14 protein-coding genes are annotated in these 15,853 nt (G+C 62.4%); 8 read left to right on the top strand and 6 right to left on the bottom strand.

The features are described 5' to 3' along the window. Positions 1 to 4 precede the first annotated feature (4 nt). The 7 genes from whiA (at position 5) to BLW08_RS07655 (ending at position 6,049) form a co-directional block, all read left to right on the top strand. Positions 5 to 985 carry a DNA-binding protein WhiA gene (whiA, locus tag BLW08_RS07685; protein WP_091324206.1) on the top strand — a complete coding sequence of 327 codons (981 nt, stop codon included), beginning with the start codon at positions 5 to 7 and terminating at the stop codon, positions 983 to 985. A gap of 174 nt (positions 986 to 1,159) precedes the next feature. Continuing rightward, positions 1,160 to 1,783, top strand: coding sequence for a superoxide dismutase (locus BLW08_RS07680; protein ID WP_090821316.1), 624 nt, complete (start codon positions 1,160 to 1,162; stop codon positions 1,781 to 1,783). Between the two features lie 272 nt (positions 1,784 to 2,055). After that, positions 2,056 to 3,066, top strand: coding sequence for a type I glyceraldehyde-3-phosphate dehydrogenase (gene gap, locus BLW08_RS07675; protein WP_089595055.1), 1,011 nt, complete (start codon positions 2,056 to 2,058; stop codon positions 3,064 to 3,066). A 9-nt stretch (positions 3,067 to 3,075) separates the two neighbouring features. Next, positions 3,076 to 4,302, top strand: coding sequence for a phosphoglycerate kinase (pgk, locus tag BLW08_RS07670; protein WP_091324205.1), 1,227 nt, complete (start codon positions 3,076 to 3,078; stop codon positions 4,300 to 4,302). A 75-nt stretch (positions 4,303 to 4,377) separates the two neighbouring features. Continuing rightward, entirely contained in the window at positions 4,378 to 5,193 is an 816-nt protein-coding gene (gene tpiA / locus BLW08_RS07665; RefSeq protein ID WP_091324203.1) for a triose-phosphate isomerase, read from the top strand. A 36-nt stretch (positions 5,194 to 5,229) separates the two neighbouring features. Continuing rightward, positions 5,230 to 5,487 (top strand): preprotein translocase subunit SecG, encoded by a 258-nt coding sequence (gene secG, locus BLW08_RS07660; RefSeq protein WP_024821019.1) that lies wholly within the window; start codon positions 5,230 to 5,232, stop codon positions 5,485 to 5,487. A 166-nt stretch (positions 5,488 to 5,653) separates the two neighbouring features. After that, positions 5,654 to 6,049, top strand: coding sequence for an RNA polymerase-binding protein RbpA (locus tag BLW08_RS07655; RefSeq protein WP_090821322.1), 396 nt, complete (start codon positions 5,654 to 5,656; stop codon positions 6,047 to 6,049). Here the strand turns inward: BLW08_RS07655 and pgl are convergent. Genes pgl through tkt form a run of 6 tightly spaced genes read right to left on the bottom strand, consistent with a single transcriptional unit; the run spans position 6,002 to position 14,235 of the window. Further along, on the bottom strand, positions 6,002 to 6,820 hold the full coding sequence (gene pgl, locus BLW08_RS07650; RefSeq protein ID WP_090821324.1) for a 6-phosphogluconolactonase: 819 nt from the start codon (positions 6,818 to 6,820) through the stop codon (positions 6,002 to 6,004). The genes BLW08_RS07655 and pgl overlap by 48 nt on opposite strands. Next, a complete protein-coding gene (locus tag BLW08_RS07645) occupies positions 6,810 to 7,751 on the bottom strand; it encodes a glucose-6-phosphate dehydrogenase assembly protein OpcA (RefSeq protein ID WP_090821326.1) in 942 nt (313 codons plus the stop codon). The genes pgl and BLW08_RS07645 overlap by 11 nt, the downstream gene beginning before the upstream one ends. Then, a complete protein-coding gene (zwf, locus tag BLW08_RS07640; RefSeq protein ID WP_091324201.1) occupies positions 7,748 to 9,304 on the bottom strand; it encodes a glucose-6-phosphate dehydrogenase in 1,557 nt (518 codons plus the stop codon). The genes BLW08_RS07645 and zwf overlap by 4 nt, the downstream gene beginning before the upstream one ends. A gap of 15 nt (positions 9,305 to 9,319) precedes the next feature. Then, positions 9,320 to 10,951 carry a glucose-6-phosphate isomerase gene (locus tag BLW08_RS07635; RefSeq protein ID WP_091324199.1) on the bottom strand — a complete coding sequence of 544 codons (1,632 nt, stop codon included), beginning with the start codon at positions 10,949 to 10,951 and terminating at the stop codon, positions 9,320 to 9,322. Between the two features lie 6 nt (positions 10,952 to 10,957). Further along, complete coding sequence (tal, locus tag BLW08_RS07630; RefSeq protein ID WP_091324198.1) at positions 10,958 to 12,076, bottom strand: transaldolase; 1,119 nt, start codon at positions 12,074 to 12,076, stop codon at positions 10,958 to 10,960. Between the two features lie 32 nt (positions 12,077 to 12,108). Beyond that, positions 12,109 to 14,235 (bottom strand): transketolase, encoded by a 2,127-nt coding sequence (gene tkt / locus BLW08_RS07625; protein WP_254779756.1) that lies wholly within the window; start codon positions 14,233 to 14,235, stop codon positions 12,109 to 12,111. A 426-nt stretch (positions 14,236 to 14,661) separates the two neighbouring features. On the opposite strand from tkt, the gene BLW08_RS07620 reads away from it, so the two are divergent. After that, entirely contained in the window at positions 14,662 to 15,624 is a 963-nt protein-coding gene (locus BLW08_RS07620) for a heme o synthase (protein WP_091324195.1), read from the top strand. The last annotated feature ends 229 nt before the right edge of the window (positions 15,625 to 15,853 follow it).

Raw genomic sequence — 15,853 nt, 5'->3', positions numbered from 1 at the left:
CGCGATGGCACTTACTGCGTCGGTCAAGGACGAACTGTCCCGGCTGGACATCAAGAAATCCTCAGTCCGCAAGGCTGAGGTTTCAGCAATGCTGCGCTTTGCGGGCGGCTTGCACATTATTTCAGGACGAATCGTCATTGAAGCCGAAGTCGATCTTGCCTCCACGGCACGTCGTCTTCGAGCAGCAATCGCAGAAGTCTACGGACACCAGAGCGAGATCATTGTGGTTTCCGGCGGCGGCTTGCGTCGGGGGAGCCGCTACGTAGTCCGGGTGGTGCGGGATGGCGAGGCCCTGGCCCGCCAGACGGGATTGCTGGACGGACGCGGGCGCCCTGTCCGGGGCTTGCCTTCGGTGGTGGTCAATGGTTCGGCAGCAGACGCAGAGGCAGTCTGGCGCGGGGCGTTCCTCGCCCACGGTTCCCTGACCGAGCCTGGACGTTCGTCCTCGCTCGAAGTCACCTGCCCCGGCCCTGAATCGGCCTTGGCGCTGGTGGGAGCTGCCCGTCGCCTCGGCATCCAGGCAAAGGCGCGCGAGGTCCGTGGTGTGGACCGCGTGGTCATCCGGGACGGTGACACCATCGCCGCCCTGTTGACGCGCATGGGCGCCCATGACGCTCTGATGGTCTGGGAGGAACGTCGCATGCGAAAGGAAGTCCGGGCCACCGCCAACAGGCTCGCAAACTTCGATGACGCCAATCTGCGCCGCTCAGCCCAAGCCGCGGTGGCAGCGGGGGCAAGGGTTGACCGGGCTTTGGAGATCCTGGGCGACGACGTACCGGACCACCTCAAATACGCAGGTGCGTTGCGCGTAGCCCACAAGCAGGCAAGCCTGGACGAGTTGGGCCGGCTTGCCGATCCACCCATGACCAAGGACGCCATCGCGGGCCGTATTCGCCGCCTGCTGGCAATGGCGGACAAACGGGCCTTGGATTTGGGCATCCCGGGCACCGAGGCAAATGTGACTCCGGAAATGATGGACGAGTAGTCCGCACCCATAGAATCGAAAAAGTGCGGAGGAAATACTCTGAGGCCACCGCGGGTTATTCCCGGTGGCGGCAAGAGCAGGTTTCTTCGCCAAGGATTTCCGGCTGGCCCGCTGGTCGGATGAAATAACGAGAGTTACCAAACCGGACTTCAGTCCATTACATTGGAGGATTTCGTGACAGAGTACGTTCTGCCCGAGCTCGGCTACGACTATGCAGCACTCGAGCCGCACATTTCGGCAAAGATCATGGAGCTGCACCACAGCAAGCACCATGCGGCCTACGTTGCCGGCGCCAACAACGCGCTCAAGCAGCTGGCCGAAGCTCGCGACCAGGGTGATTTCGCCAACATCAACCGCCTCTCCAAGGACCTTGCGTTCCACACCGGTGGTCACATCAACCACTCCGTCTTCTGGAACAACATTTCCCCGGATGGTGGCGACAAGCCCGAAGGCGAGCTCGCAGCTGCGATCGATGACGCTTTCGGTTCGTTCGATGCCTTCCGCGCCCAGTTCAGCGCAGCAGCGCTGGGCCTCCAGGGTTCCGGCTGGGCCTTCCTTGCCTACGAGCCCATCGGCGGCAATCTCCTCATCGAACAGCTCTACGATCAGCAGGGCAACGTTGCAGTCGGCACCACCCCTCTGCTGATGTTGGACATGTGGGAGCACGCCTTCTACCTGGACTACGTCAACGTCAAGGCTGACTACGTCAAGGCATTCTGGAACATCGCCAACTGGGCCGATGTCGCCAAGCGCTTTGAAGCCGCTCGCGCCAACGCCACGGGCCTCATCGTCCTCTAGGTGGTGAGCACCGGTTCACGCCGATGTAACAAAAGTCACTTTTTGCGTGAATTGGGGCCAAATGCTGGAAAGCCTGCCTCCGCAGTTGCGGGGGCAGGCTTAGTTAAACGTAAGATGGATCACGGAAGGCGGTTAGCCTTCAGCAACGTGGCTGGTCGCCCTCCGATCTGATAATCACCTCTGCCCAAAGACGTGCGGGGTCTGTTAGTTGGAAATATCTAAATCCGACTCACTAGGCGTGCTTGCAAGAGCACCAAGGAGATTGACACATAGTGACCACCCGTATTGGTATCAACGGCTTCGGCCGCATCGGCCGTAACTACTTCCGCGCAGCACTGGCCCAGGGCGCTGACCTGGAGATCGTCGCAGTCAACGACCTCACCAGCCCTGAGACCCTCGCCCACCTCCTGAAGTACGACTCCGTCGGTGGACGTCTCGCCCAGACTGTGGAAGTTGTCGATGGAAACCTGGTAGTCGACGGCAAGTCCATCAAGGTTCTCGCCGAGCGCGATCCCGCCAACCTTCCCTGGGGCGAACTGGGCGTGGACATCGTCATCGAATCCACCGGTTTCTTCACCAAGGCAGCAGCTGCCCAGAAGCACATTGACGCCGGCGCAAAGAAGGTCCTCATCTCGGCCCCTGCAAGTGACGAGGACATCACCATCGTCATGGGCGTCAACCACGAGCTCTACGACCCCGCAGCACACAACATCATCTCCAACGCTTCCTGCACCACCAACTGCCTCGGCCCGCTGGCCAAGGTGGTCAACGACGCCTTCGGCATCGAGCGTGGCCTCATGACGACGGTGCACGCCTACACTGCCGACCAGAACCTGCAGGACGGCCCGCATGGCGATCTCCGCCGCGCCCGCGCTGCAGCCATCAACATGGTCCCCACGTCCACCGGTGCCGCCAAGGCCATCGGCCTGGTCCTGCCGGAGCTCAAGGGCAAGCTGGACGGCTACGCCATCCGCGTCCCCGTCCCCACCGGCTCAGCTACCGACCTCACGGTCACGGTTTCCCGCGAAGTAACGGTTGAGGAAGTCAACGCGGCCGTCAAGGCTGCCGCTGAGTCCGAGCAATTCGCAGGCATCCTCAGCTACACCGATGCCCCCATCGTTTCCTCGGACATTGTAGGAGACCCTGCGTCCTCCATCTTTGACTCCGGCCTGACCAAGGTCATCGGCAACCAGGTCAAGGTTGTTTCCTGGTATGACAACGAGTGGGGTTACTCCAACCGCCTCGTAGACCTCACGGAGCTCGTCGCATCCAAGCTGGGCTAGGGTAGACACATGACATCTCACACCCTCAACGAACTCATCGCTGAAGGTGTCCGCGGGCGGTACATTCTGGTCAGAAGTGACCTGAATGTGCCGCTCGACGGCTCTACAGTGACCGATGACGGCCGCATTAAGGCCTCACTCCCGGTCCTCAAGAAGCTCTCGGACGCCGGTGCCCGTGTGCTCGTTACCGCACACCTCGGACGCCCCAAGGGCGCTCCTGAAGACAAGTACTCCCTGAAGCCTGCTGCTGCGCGCCTTGCTGAATTGGCTGACTTCCCAGTGGAACTCGCCGCAGATACTGTCGGCGACTCCGCCAAGGAGCTCGCGGCCGGCCTGCAGGACGGTCAAGTACTCGTCCTGGAGAACGTGCGCTTCGATGCCCGCGAAACAAGCACGGACGACGCGCAGCGTGGTGCCTTCGCTGACGAATTGGTAGCCCTTACGGGAAGCAACGGCGCGTTCGTGGATGATGCTTTCGGCGCGGTCCACCGTAAACACGCCAGTGTTTACGACGTCGCCACCCGGCTCCCGTCGTACCTGGGCGACCTTGTCCACACCGAGGTAGAAGTTCTCAGGAAGCTCACCACCGACACGCAGCGTCCGTATGTTGTGGTCCTTGGCGGTTCCAAGGTCTCCGACAAGCTGGCCGTGATTGACAACCTGCTGGGCAAAGCAGACACCATCCTGGTGGGTGGTGGCATGCTGTTCACTTTCCTGGCGGCAGCGGGCCACAAGGTAGCCGGCAGCCTCCTTGAGGAGGACCAGATCCCGGTTGTCCAGGATTATCTCAAACGGGCCGCTGACGCCGGTACGTCCTTCGTCATCCCCACGGATGTTGTGGTGGCCAGCCGCTTCGCAGCGGATGCCGAACACGAAGTCGTCAAGGCTGACGCCATTGAAGAGAGTGCTTTCGGCGCTTCCGGCATTGGCCTTGATATCGGCCCGGAGTCCGCCTCGGCCTTCGCAGCACAGATCGAAGGGGCCAAGACCGTTTTCTGGAACGGACCCATGGGCGTCTTTGAATTCGAGGCCTTCGCAAGTGGCACACGTGCCATCGCCCAGGCCCTGACGGACACCGTGGCCTTCACGGTGGTGGGCGGTGGCGACTCTGCCGCTGCCGTCCGGACTCTCGGCTTCGAGGATTCACAATTCGGCCACATCTCCACCGGTGGCGGCGCCAGCTTGGAATACCTTGAAGGCAAGGAACTTCCCGGCCTGAGCGTCCTGGACCGCTAAGCACCAAACCGGCCGGCAGGACGCAACGGCGTCCTGCCGGCCGTTCCATATCTCAACGCATTCTTTGGAGTTCATGTGACTACCTCTGCCAACGGCAACTTTGTCCGCAAGCCCTTCATCGCCGGCAACTGGAAGATGAACATGGATCACGTCCAGGGCATCACCTTGCTGCAGAAGCTCGCGTGGACCTTGTCCGACGCCAAGCACGATTACAAGCGGGTTGAGGTGGCCGTGTTCCCGCCGTTCACGGATCTCCGCGGCGTGCAGACGTTGGTGCAGGGCGATGACCTGGACGTTGTTTATGGCGGCCAGGACCTTTCCCAATTCGACTCCGGCGCCTACACCGGCGACATCTCAGGCCAGTTCCTCAACAAGCTGGGCTGCGCATACGTCCTGGTGGGGCACAGTGAGCGCCGCACCATCCACAACGAGTCGGACGAGGTCTTGAACGCCAAGGTCAAGGCAGGCTTCCGTCATGGAGTAACTCCTGTGCTGTGCGTTGGCGAGGGCTTGGAAATCCGACAGGCCGGCACCCATGTGGACCACACGTTGGCGCAGTTGCGCGCAGGCGTCGAAGGACTCACCGCCGAGCAGGCCGCCGAACTCGTGGTCGCTTACGAACCCGTGTGGGCCATCGGTACCGGAGAGGTGGCAGGCCCGGAGGATGCACAGGAGATGTGCGCCGCCATCCGCGCCGAACTTGCGGATCTCTTTGATGAGGACGTCGCGTCGAAGACACGCCTCCTCTACGGCGGCTCGGTCAAGGCCAACAATGCTGCGGCCATCATGTCTGAAACGGATGTTGATGGATTGCTTGTGGGTGGCGCCAGCTTGGACCCCGCTGAGTTTGCTAACATTGTCAGGTTCGAGAGCCACCTCGTCACGGACTAGTCCGGCTCCCGTTTTCCGCTTCTTCGAAAGGCCGTCGTGGACGTTCTTCAAGTCATTCTGCAGATCCTGCTGGGTATTACCAGCCTTCTGCTGACGCTGCTCATCCTCCTTCACAAGGGACGTGGAGGCGGCTTGTCCGACATGTTCGGTGGCGGAATGAGCTCCGGATTGAGTTCGTCCGGTGTGGCCGAGCGCAACCTCAACCGCTTTACCATCATTCTTGGAATTACGTGGGGTGCTGTGATCATCGGCTTGGGCCTGATCATGCGCTTTACGTCGGGTGGCGACTCCTAGTCGCCCTAAAAAAGGGGAGGCTCCTTAACGGGAGTCTCCCCTTTTTTCTGGCCGACGGCTCCCCACACTAGTGCCGTCGCCGAGCCCCTCGCATTAGACTTGCACTGTTGGCTGAAAGGCCTACGGGCCGTGACGGCCGACCACCGAGTCGCTAGGGGTTCGAAAAATGGTTCATGGCACGCCTGGTTATCGAGGCACCCGTGTGGGTGTGGCCCAAGGTTCGGCTCCTCGACATCAAAGCGATCACGGCGAGGGCGAACAACTGCCGCGGATTCGAGTTCCCTACTGGTGCGCCAAGGGACACGAAACGCGGCTTGTTTTTCTTAAGTTGCCCGATGAACAGATTCCCAAAACCTGGGATTGCCCCAAGTGTGGACAGCCCGCCTCACGCGAGCCTGGCATTGCCTCTTCAGCCAGGCCCGACGACGAAATCTTCAAATCACACCTGGATTACGTTAAAGAGCGACGCTCCAGCCAAGACGCAGAAGTTGTCCTGGCTGGAGCGTTGGAGCGGTTACGCGCCCGCGGGGTCCTTCCGGACCAACTGCTGGGGGACGCGTGAAGCTGCGTTCTCGTCGATAAGCCACAGGGTCCGCGCACGCCCGATCGGACCCGCTGCCGGGACCTGGACCGGGTTGGCGCCCGCCAACGCCAGGCCGACGGCCCCCGCCTTGTCTTCGCCGGCCACCACCATCCAGATTTCCTGGGCGGTGTTGATAGCCGGCAGCGTCAGTGAAATACGCGACGACGGCGGCTTGGGAGAGTTTTCCACGCCCACCACAGTGCGCTCTTTCTCGCGAATGCCTGCCTGCTCGGGGAACAGTGAGGCAACGTGGGCGTCCGGGCCTACGCCGAGGAGAAGGATGTCGAATCGGGGGAGGATCCCCGCGTGATCAGCACGGTCATCAGAGGTGTCCGCAGCGTGCTCGGCTTGGGCCGCCGCCTTGAGTTCTTCAGCGTAGGCTTCAGCAGCTTCCTCGGCAGTGGCGAACTCGTCTGTTGAGCCGGGCTGGTGAACCCGGGCCGGGTCAACAGCCAAGTGGGACAACAAGGCCTGGTGGGCTTGGCGGGTGTTTCTGTCTTCGCTGTCGGAGGCAACAAAACGTTCGTCTCCCCACCAGAAGTTGACCTTTGACCAGTCGACCGCGGGAGCTGCGGCAGAATCAGCAACCGCCTTCAATGTACCAATGCCGACGGTTCCGCCGGTAAGCACCACCGTCGCCTCACCGTGCTTGTCCTGGACATCCACGAGCTTGGTGATGAGACGGGCCGCAATAGCGGCCATCAACACCTTGGAATCGGGGTGAATGCTTACTCTTGGCTCAGCGTGCACTGGTCTGGACTCTCCTCTGGCTGGTAAGTGGCAGTCCCATCGTAATCACTTCTCCGAAGACTTCGTCCGGATCGAGGCGCCGCAGTTCCTCCGCGAGGCAATCCTTGAGGCTTCGACGGGGAAGCGTGATACGCTGCGCCGGCTGACCGGGCTGAGTCAGTTCTGCCACCGACAAGCCGGGGCGGAACAGCTGCACATCGCCGCTGGCGCGGGTCAAGCGGACCCGGCGGATGCCGGTACCGGCAGGGTCAGCCACGATCGTGACCGGGGCCTGCAGGGCCAGGCTCAGCCAGGCCGCCAGCAACAGTGTGCTGGGGGAGTCCGAGGCACCTTCAACGGCAACGGCCGACACTGGATCGCCGTCCACTTGGTCGAAGACAGCCGCGAGCTGCATGCGCCAGTTGGTCAGGCGGGTCCAGGCGAGGTCGGTATCTCCGGCCTTGTACGTTGCACGGATGTTTTCCAAGGCGCGCCGCGGATCCGGCTCGTTGGCGGAGTCTGTGATGCGACGGTGCGCGATGCGGCCGATGGAGGTTTCGCAAGCACTCTCCGGGGCGCCGTGCGGCCACCAAGCCACGATCGGCGCGTCCGGCAGCAACAGGGCCGCCACCAGGGATTCGCTTTCGTGGGCCATGTGTCCGTGCCCGCGCAAGACGATAACCTCGGAGGCTCCGGCGTCGCCACCCACACGGATCTGCGCGTCGAGGCGGTCCGGACCTTCAACACCTGCGTCGGCAAGGACGATGATCCGGCAGGGGTGTTCCCTGCTGGCCTCGTTGGCTGCCTCGATGGCTTCTTCTTCCTGCCCGGACTTGGTGACAACCACCAAGGTCAGGACACGGCCCAGGGCGATCACACCTCCTTGTTCGCGCAGCGACATGATCTTCTTGGAGATCTTGGAGGTGGTTGTGTCGGGAAGATCTACGATCATGGCCTTCTCCAGGTTCGTCCGTCGCGGGCCAGCAGGGCATCAGCCGAGGCCGGTCCCCAACTGCCGGGTGCGTAAGGTTGCGGTTGTTCATCCAGCCCGGCCCAGTATTCCTCAAAGGGATCAAGGATCTTCCAGGACAGCTCCACTTCCTGGTGACGCGGGAAGAGCGGCGGTTCGCCCAGGAGCACATCGAGGATGAGGCGTTCGTAGGCCTCGGGGCTGGACTCGGTGAAGGAGTGGCCGTAGCCGAAGTCCATGGTGACGTCGCGGACTTCCATCTGCGTGCCCGGAACCTTTGACCCGAACCGGATCGTGGCGCCTTCATCGGGCTGGACACGGATCACCACGGCATTCTGACCGAAGTCGTCCTCACCATGATCGCGGAACAACAGGTTTGGTGCGCGCTTGAACACCACGGCGATTTCCGTGACACGGCGCCCAAGGCGCTTGCCGGCGCGCAGGTAGAACGGCACTCCGTGCCAACGGCGGGTATTAATGTCCACCCGGATCGCCGCATAAGTCTCTGTCTTGGAATCGGCTGGGATGCCGTCCTCGTCCAGGTAGCCGAGGACTTCTTCGCCGCCCTGCCAGCCACCGGTGAACTGACCCCGCGCTGAGTGAGTGGAAAGGTCGTCAGGGAGCTTGACGGCAGCGAGGACCTTTTCCTTCTCTGCCCGCAGGTCATCGGCGTTGAAGGAGATGGGCTCTTCCATCGCGGTGAGGGCAAGCAACTGCAACAGGTGGTTCTGGATGACGTCGCGGGCAGCACCCACGCCGTCGTAGTACCCTGCACGACCCCCGGTGCCGATGTCCTCCGCCATGGTGATCTGGACGTGGTCCACGTAATTAGCGTTCCAGAGCGGTTCGAACAGCTGGTTCGCGAAGCGCAGCGCCAGGATGTTCTGCACTGTCTCCTTACCCAGATAATGGTCGATCCTGAACACGGCATCGGCCGGGAACACGGATTCCACGATGTCGTTGAGCTGTCGGGCGGACTCGAGGTCGTGCCCGAACGGCTTTTCGATCACCACACGACGCCACTGGCCCGGCTTGGCCTGCGCCAGGCCGTGCTTGGACAGTTGGCGGCAGACCTGCTCGAACGCCTTGGGCGGGATGGACAGGTAGAAGCCATGGTTGCCGCGGGTGCCGCGGGTCTCATCGAGCTCGTCGAGGACATCGCCGAGACGCTCGAAAGCGTCGTCGTCGTCGAACTCGCCTTGGACAAAGCGGATACCGGAAGCAAGCTGCTCCCACACGGCTTCATCGAACTTTGTCCGGGCATGGGCCTTGACGTTCTCTTTGACCTCGGCCGCGAAGTCGGCGTTGTCCCAATCGCGGCGTCCGAAGCCCACCAACGCGAAGCTGGGCGGGAGCAAGCCGCGGTTGGCGAGGTCGTAGACAGCAGGCATGAGTTTCTTACGGGCGAGGTCGCCGGTGACTCCGAAGAACACCAACGACGATGGCCCGGCGATGCGGTTCAGGCGCCGGTCCCGCGGATCCCGCAAAGGGTTCCGCAGACCGGTATTCTTCCTGCCGTTTTCAGTTTCTGGCATGTTTGGTTCTGTGCCTTAGCTTTCGAGTGCGCTGGCCTGGCCGGCCAGCGCAGCGACGACTTCCTGGAGTTGTGCCACGCCTGCTGCACGTTCGGTGAGGTGCAGGCGCAGGACTGGGCGGCCATGGCCCTCAAGGACCTGAGCGTCGCCCGAAGCCTGGGCGGCAATGAGCTGACCGAAAGTAAACGGTCGCTCCGGGATCTCCAGATCGGTGGACGATGCCGCAGTGATCTGAAGGAAGACGCCGATTGCCGGTCCGCCCTTGTGGAACTGGCCGGTGGAGTGAAGGAACCGCGGGCCCCAACCGAACGTCACCGGACGGCCGCTGACAGCTGCGAGTTCGTCACGGATGCCTTCCAGCGGTGCGTGCGAAATCCGGTCAAGGTAGGCCTGGACGCTCAAGTAGCCATCCGCGCCCAGCTGGCCCAGGAGGGCCTGCACAGCTTCCGAGGCAGTCGTCGCGGAGCCAAGCCAATCGCCGCCGCGTACTTCCACTGCGCCATCGGTGAAGGCCGCCGGGGTGGGTTCGGGGCGTGCGTCCAGCAGGCCGCGTGCAGCCACCTTCGCAGCCTCGACGTCGGGCTGGTCAAACGGGTTGATCCCCAACAGGCGACCTGCAACTGCCGTGGCAAATTCCCAAACGAACATCTGGGAAGGCAGCCCACCGGCGATTGCCACCTCGTTGTCCCGAAGTTCGACGTCGGCGTCCGCGCTTACCAGCCGAACCACCAGAACGTCGTCGGCCCCGTTAAGGGCTTCGGGGGAATCCGGGCCCGCGACCACCGGCAGTACACCAGTGCCGAGTTTGCCGGTGGATTCAGCGATCAGCTGCTCGGCCCAGTCGGCGAAACCGACAATGCCGGATCCGTCTTCCGCGATGACAATCTTGTTGCGCAACGGACTGGTACCACCCAGGGCAATGCCCAGGGCCAGCCCGATGTTGTCAGCTGAGTCCTCGTTGAGGACCTCCGCCGCCTCTTCTGCCTCATCCAGGAAGGCCTGGATGTCCACGCCTGCCAGACCACAAGGGACCAGACCGAATGCAGTGAGTGCTGAGAATCGTCCACCGACGTTGGGATCGGCGTTGAACACGGCACGGTAGCCAGCCTCGCGGGAAGCCTTGTCCAGGGGCGAGCCAGGATCCGTAACAATGATGATGCGGCTCTTGGCATCGATACCGGCGTCGTTGAACGCCTTCTCGAAGACTCGTCGCTGGGAATCAGTCTCAACGGTGGAGCCCGACTTGGAAGAGACGACAATGGCCGTCTCTTCCAACCGGTCATTCAGGGCAGCGCTGACCTGTTCAGGGTCAGTGCTGTCCAGCACAGTCAGCTCGACGCCGGCGGTGCCGGCAATAACCTCAGGAGCCAAGGAAGACCCACCCATGCCACAAAGAACAATGCGGGTAACCCCCTCGGCGCGGAGGGCGTCACGAAGCTCCAGGATGTCCCCGACCAGAGCCTGGGACACGGTGGCGGCCTCTACCCAGCCAAGGCGGATCGCGGACTCAGACTCTGCATCAGGGCCCCACAAGGTGTGGTCCTTGGCGAAAATCCGGGTTGCGATCTTTTCTTCGACCAAACCGTCAATATGCTGGGCGATTGCCTGCTGGGCGGCGCCGCTGGCGTCGTAGCTGATTGTGCTCATAGTTACTTAGGAAGCCTTCCGTGCGGTGACGAGTGCGCCTTCAACGTCGGCGAGGAGTTCCTTCCAAGAGCCCACAAACTTCTCAAGACCTTCGGTCTCGAGAAGGGTCACGACGTCGTTGTAGGAGACGCCGAGTGCTTCGAGGGCGTTGAGGGTCTCGTTCGCTTCGTCGTACGTGCCGGTGATGGTGTCACCGGTGACCACGCCGTGGTCGAAGGTGGCGTCGAGCGTCTTTTCCGGCATCGTGTTCACTACGCCGGCTGCAACGAGCTCGGTCACGTAGAGGGTGTCCGGGTACGCCGGGTCCTTCACACCGGTTGAGGCCCACAGGGGGCGCTGGGGGAGCGCGCCGGCTTCGGCGAGCACTGCCCAGCGTTCGGTGGAGAAGAGCTCTTCGTAGACCTGGTAAGCCAGACGTGCGTTCGCAACGCCTGCCTTGCCCTTGAGTGCCTTGGCTTCATCGGTGCCGATGGCGTCAAGGCGCTTGTCGATCTCCGAGTCAACGCGGGAGACGAAGAATGACGCCACCGAGTGGATCTTGGAGAGGTCGTGGCCGTTTTCCTTGGCCTGCTCAAGGCCGGACTGGAAAGCGTTGATGACCGCGCGGTAGCGCTCCAGGGAGAAGATCAGCGTCACGTTGACGCTGATGCCCTCGGCCAGGGTAGCCGTGATGGCTTCGAGGCCTTCCAAGGTTGCCGGGATCTTGATGTGGACGTTGTCCTTGTTGACCTTGGCGTAAAGGTGCTTGGCCTCGGCGATGGTACCGGCGGTGTCCCAAGCAAGGCGGGGGTCCACCTCGATGGAGACACGGCCATCCACTCCATGGGTGGCAGCGGCGATCGGCGCGAAGAGATCGCAGGCGTCGGCCACGTCCGTGGTGGTGATTTCGAAGATGGTCTCTTCGACGCTGGCACCGGCCGCGGCCTGCGCTGCGATGGTGGCGTCATAATCCGTGCCGGCGGTGATGGCGGCGTGGAAGATGGACGGGTTGGTGGTTACACCAACGACGTTCTTTTCGTCGATGAGCTTCTGCAGGGTGCCGGTGTCAAGGCGGGTGCGGGAGAGGTCATCGAGCCAGATGGAAACGCCGGCGTCAGAAAGTTGCTGCGTGGGAGTGCTAGACATGTGTTTTTCTCCTGTGAGAGGGAAACAGACTGTTATGCGTTCGAGTCTGCGAGGGAGTCTTTGGCTGCGGCTGCGACGGCTTCGGCGGTGATGCCGAATTCGTTGAAGAGCCGCTTGTAGTCAGCCGAGGCGCCGAAGTGCTCCAGGGAGATGGAGCGGCCGGCGTCGCCAACGAATTCGCGCCAGCCGAGCGCCAGGCCTGCCTCAACAGAGACGCGGGCCTTCACCGCTGCCGGGAGCACGGCTTCGCGGTAGGCCTCGTCCTGCTTGTTGAACCACTCAACGCAGGGCATGGAGACAACGCGTGCTGCGATGCCTTCAGCCTGGAGGGCTTCGCGGGCCTGGACTGCGAGCTGGACCTCGGAACCGGTGCCGATCAGGATGACCTGCGCGTCAACGGTTTCGCCGTCCTTGGAAGCTTCGGCAAGGACGTAGCCGCCCTTGGCCACACCTGCGGTGGAACCGAAGGTGTCACCGGTGGCTTCACCTTCGCCGCGGGCGTAGGTGGGGATGTTCTGGCGGGTCAGGACGATGCCTGCCGGGTTCTCGTGGTTCTCCAGCATCGCCTTCCAGGCAGCTGAGACCTCGTTGGCATCGCCGGGGCGGACCACATCCAGGCCCGGAATAGCGCGCAGGGAGGCGAGCTGCTCCACCGGCTGGTGGGTGGGTCCGTCCTCGCCCAGGCCGATGGAGTCATGCGTCCATACGTAGAGGGACGGGACACCCATCAGCGCGCCGAGGCGGATGGCCGGGCGCTGGTAGTCGGAGAAGATCAGGAACGTGCCGGAGAACGCGCGGGTGCGGCCGTGGAGCGAGATGCCGTTCACGATGGATGCCGCGGCGTGCTCACGGATACCGAAGTGCAGCACCCGGCCGTAAGGGTTGCCCTTCCAGGCATCCGTGGAACGCGACGTCGGGATGAACGACGGCGAACCTTCAATAGTGGTGTTGTTCGACTCGGCGAGGTCAGCCGAACCGCCCCACAGCTCGGGAAGAACCGGGCCGATCGCGTTCAGGACCTTACCCGACGCTGCACGGGTGGAAACGTCCTTGCCGGCCTCGAACACGGGAAGCGCGGCGTCGATGCCCACGGGCAACTTCTTCGCTTCAACGCGCTCCAGCAGGGCAGCAGCATCCGGGTTGGCGGACTGCCATGCCTCGAAAGAGGTCTGCCATGCTGCGCGGGACTCGGCGCCGCGGTCCAGGACCTTGCGGGCGTGGGCCAGGACTTCCTCGTCAACGTCGAAGGACTTGGCGGGATCGAAGCCGAGCACGGTCTTCAGTGCTGCGACTTCCTCGGCACCCAGGGCGGAACCGTGGATCTTGCCGGTGTTCTGCTTCTTCGGAGCCGGGTAGCCGATGATGGTCCGCAGCGAGATGATGGACGGCTTGTTCGTCTCTGCCTTGGCTGCCTGCAGTGCGGAGTAGAGCTCCTGGACGTCTTCGACGTAGTCGCCGGTCTTGGTCCAGTCGACGCGCTGGGTGTGCCAGCCGTAGGCCTCGTAACGCTTCAGGACGTCTTCGGTGAACGCGATGTCGGTGTCGTCTTCGATGGAGATGTGGTTCTCGTCGTAGATCACCACGAGGTTGCCCAGCTCCTGGTGCCCCGCGAGCGAGGAAGCCTCGGACGTGACGCCTTCCTGGAGGTCGCCGTCGGAAGCGATCACCCAGATGGTGTGGTCGAACGGCGACTCGCCAGCGGGAGCATCGGCGTCGAACAGGCCGCGTTGGCGGCGCTGGGAGTATGCGAAACCAACTGCGGACGCAAGGCCCTGGCCCAGCGGGCCGGTGGTGATTTCAACGCCTGCGGTGTGCTTGTACTCGGGGTGGCCCGGCGTCAGCGAACCCCAGGTGCGCAGCGCCTCAAGGTCCTTCAGTTCCAGGCCGTATCCGGAGAGGAACAACTGGATGTACAGGGTCAGGGAGGTGTGGCCAGGGGACAGGATGAACCGGTCACGGCCAATCCAGTCCGGGTTCTTCGGGTCATGACGCATCAGCTTCTGGAACAGCAGGTACGCTGCCGGAGCCAAGCTCATCGCCGTACCAGGGTGGCCGTTGCCGACCTTCTCCACGGCGTCAGCGGCCAACACGCGAACGGTGTCAACTGCCTTTTTGTCCAGATCGGTCCATGACAGTTCTTGCTCTTCCAAATGTGGCACGAAAACCGAGCCCCTCTCTGTGCTGACGGCAGGCGTACGGACACGGCACGCAGGAAGCACAGGATGGCGCCCGCTGCAATGTGTCTACCAGCCGTTCACCATTGAAACGTTGATCTCTCATCCAGACGCACGGATATCCGAGAATACGGTTTCCCGGATCGTCAACGTGTGCTGATCTGCTCAACAGCTTAGCCCTAAACGTGTCATGTAACTCAGGGAATCCCACTAACTGGACAGAAATTCCCTTATATGAATCACAATGGCCCGGTGGTGGTGTGAAGATTCGGAAACATTGACGCATTTTGCGGACAACGGGCCACTTCCGGCCACGGTATGATATTTGGAGGCCACCAGCGGTTCGTGCGCCCGCGTCTCTTTGAAAACCGGGATGGCAGCCGCTGTGAGAACCCCAGAGCATAGAACAGAGTGACTGCCGCCGTGAGCACAACTGATACGCCCCTTAACGCGTCCCCGGCCCGGGGAAGCATCGGAATTTCCCGTAAGTTGAAGGCGTATCTGGCTCTGACGAAACCCCGTGTCATCGAGTTGCTCCTGGTCAGCACTCTTCCCACCATGATCTTTGCGCAGCGCGGTTTCCCGTCCATTGGCCTGATCCTGGCAACGCTCGTAGGCGGTGCGTTCGCAGCCGGCAGCGCGGGGGTGTTCAACTGCTACATCGACCGCGACATCGACAAATTGATGCACCGCACTGAAAAGCGACCCCTGGTCACCGGCGAGGTTACTCCACGCGAGGCCTTGGTGTTCGCTTGGATTCTGGGGGCTGCCTCCATCGCGATCCTGTGGTTCGGCGCCAACCCGCTATCCGCTTGGTTGGGCCTCGGCGCGATCGTCTTCTATGTGGTCATTTACACCATGATCCTGAAGCGCCGGACGGCCCAGAACATCGTATGGGGCGGGGCTGCCGGATGCTTCCCGGTACTCATCGCCTGGGCGGCCGTCACCAACACCGTTGAGTGGCCCGCAATCGTCCTTTTCATGGTCATCTTCCTTTGGACGCCTCCTCACTACTGGCCCCTGTCCATGCGTTACGGCGAGGACTACCGCAACGCAAAGGTGCCCATGCTCGGTGCCATCGCCGGCGCAAAAGTGGTCTCTGTACAGGTAGTTCTCTACGCCTGGGCCATGGTTGCCTGCTCCCTCCTGATGATCCCCGTCGGCGGGGCCGGCTGGGTCTACACAGTTGTTGCCGTTGCCGCCGGAGCGTGGTTCCTCTATGAGAGCCACGCCTTGTACAAGCGCGCACAGGGAGGCGACGTTTCCAACAAGGGCGCCATGAAGGTCTTCCACGGTTCCATCAGCTACCTGACATTGCTCTTTATCGCGCTGGCCGTGGACCCGTTCATCGGCTCACCGATCATCGGCGGCTAAGCCAAGCGCCAGCCCCCACAGCAAAAAGGTTCGACGCCGGTACTCACCTGAGTGCCGGCGTCGAACCTTTTCTGGTTCTCCAGGACAGAACTTCTGATGCTCCAGGAAGGGACGGGCCGCCACCTAGAGACCTCCCGCAACCACCTAGATTTGACTGTTGAGCACTCAAATTTGCCGCTAAACGTCACCTAGTTTGAGTTCTTGCGTCTAGGTGGTGGGCGTAGGCGCT

Origin of the sequence: Arthrobacter sp. cf158, from assembly GCF_900106835.1 — a bacterium.
GTDB lineage: Bacteria > Actinomycetota > Actinomycetes > Actinomycetales > Micrococcaceae > Arthrobacter.
Note: the sequence above shows the minus strand (reverse complement) of the source record. Positions and strands in the feature narration are given on the sequence as shown.

Excerpts from the sequence above, each read along its gene's own strand:
- whiA (WP_091324206.1), top strand. The coding sequence starts at position 5 with ATGGCACTTACTGCGTCGGTCAAGGACGAACTGTCCCGGCTGGACATC.
- pgk (WP_091324205.1), top strand. The coding sequence starts at position 3,076 with ATGACATCTCACACCCTCAACGAACTCATCGCTGAAGGTGTCCGCGGG.
- tal (WP_091324198.1), bottom strand. The coding sequence starts at position 12,076 with ATGTCTAGCACTCCCACGCAGCAACTTTCTGACGCCGGCGTTTCCATC.
- zwf (WP_091324201.1), bottom strand. The coding sequence starts at position 9,304 with ATGCCAGAAACTGAAAACGGCAGGAAGAATACCGGTCTGCGGAACCCT.
- BLW08_RS07655 (WP_090821322.1), top strand. The coding sequence starts at position 5,654 with ATGGTTCATGGCACGCCTGGTTATCGAGGCACCCGTGTGGGTGTGGCC.
- BLW08_RS07645 (WP_090821326.1), bottom strand. The coding sequence starts at position 7,751 with ATGATCGTAGATCTTCCCGACACAACCACCTCCAAGATCTCCAAGAAG.
- BLW08_RS07635 (WP_091324199.1), bottom strand. The coding sequence starts at position 10,951 with ATGAGCACAATCAGCTACGACGCCAGCGGCGCCGCCCAGCAGGCAATC.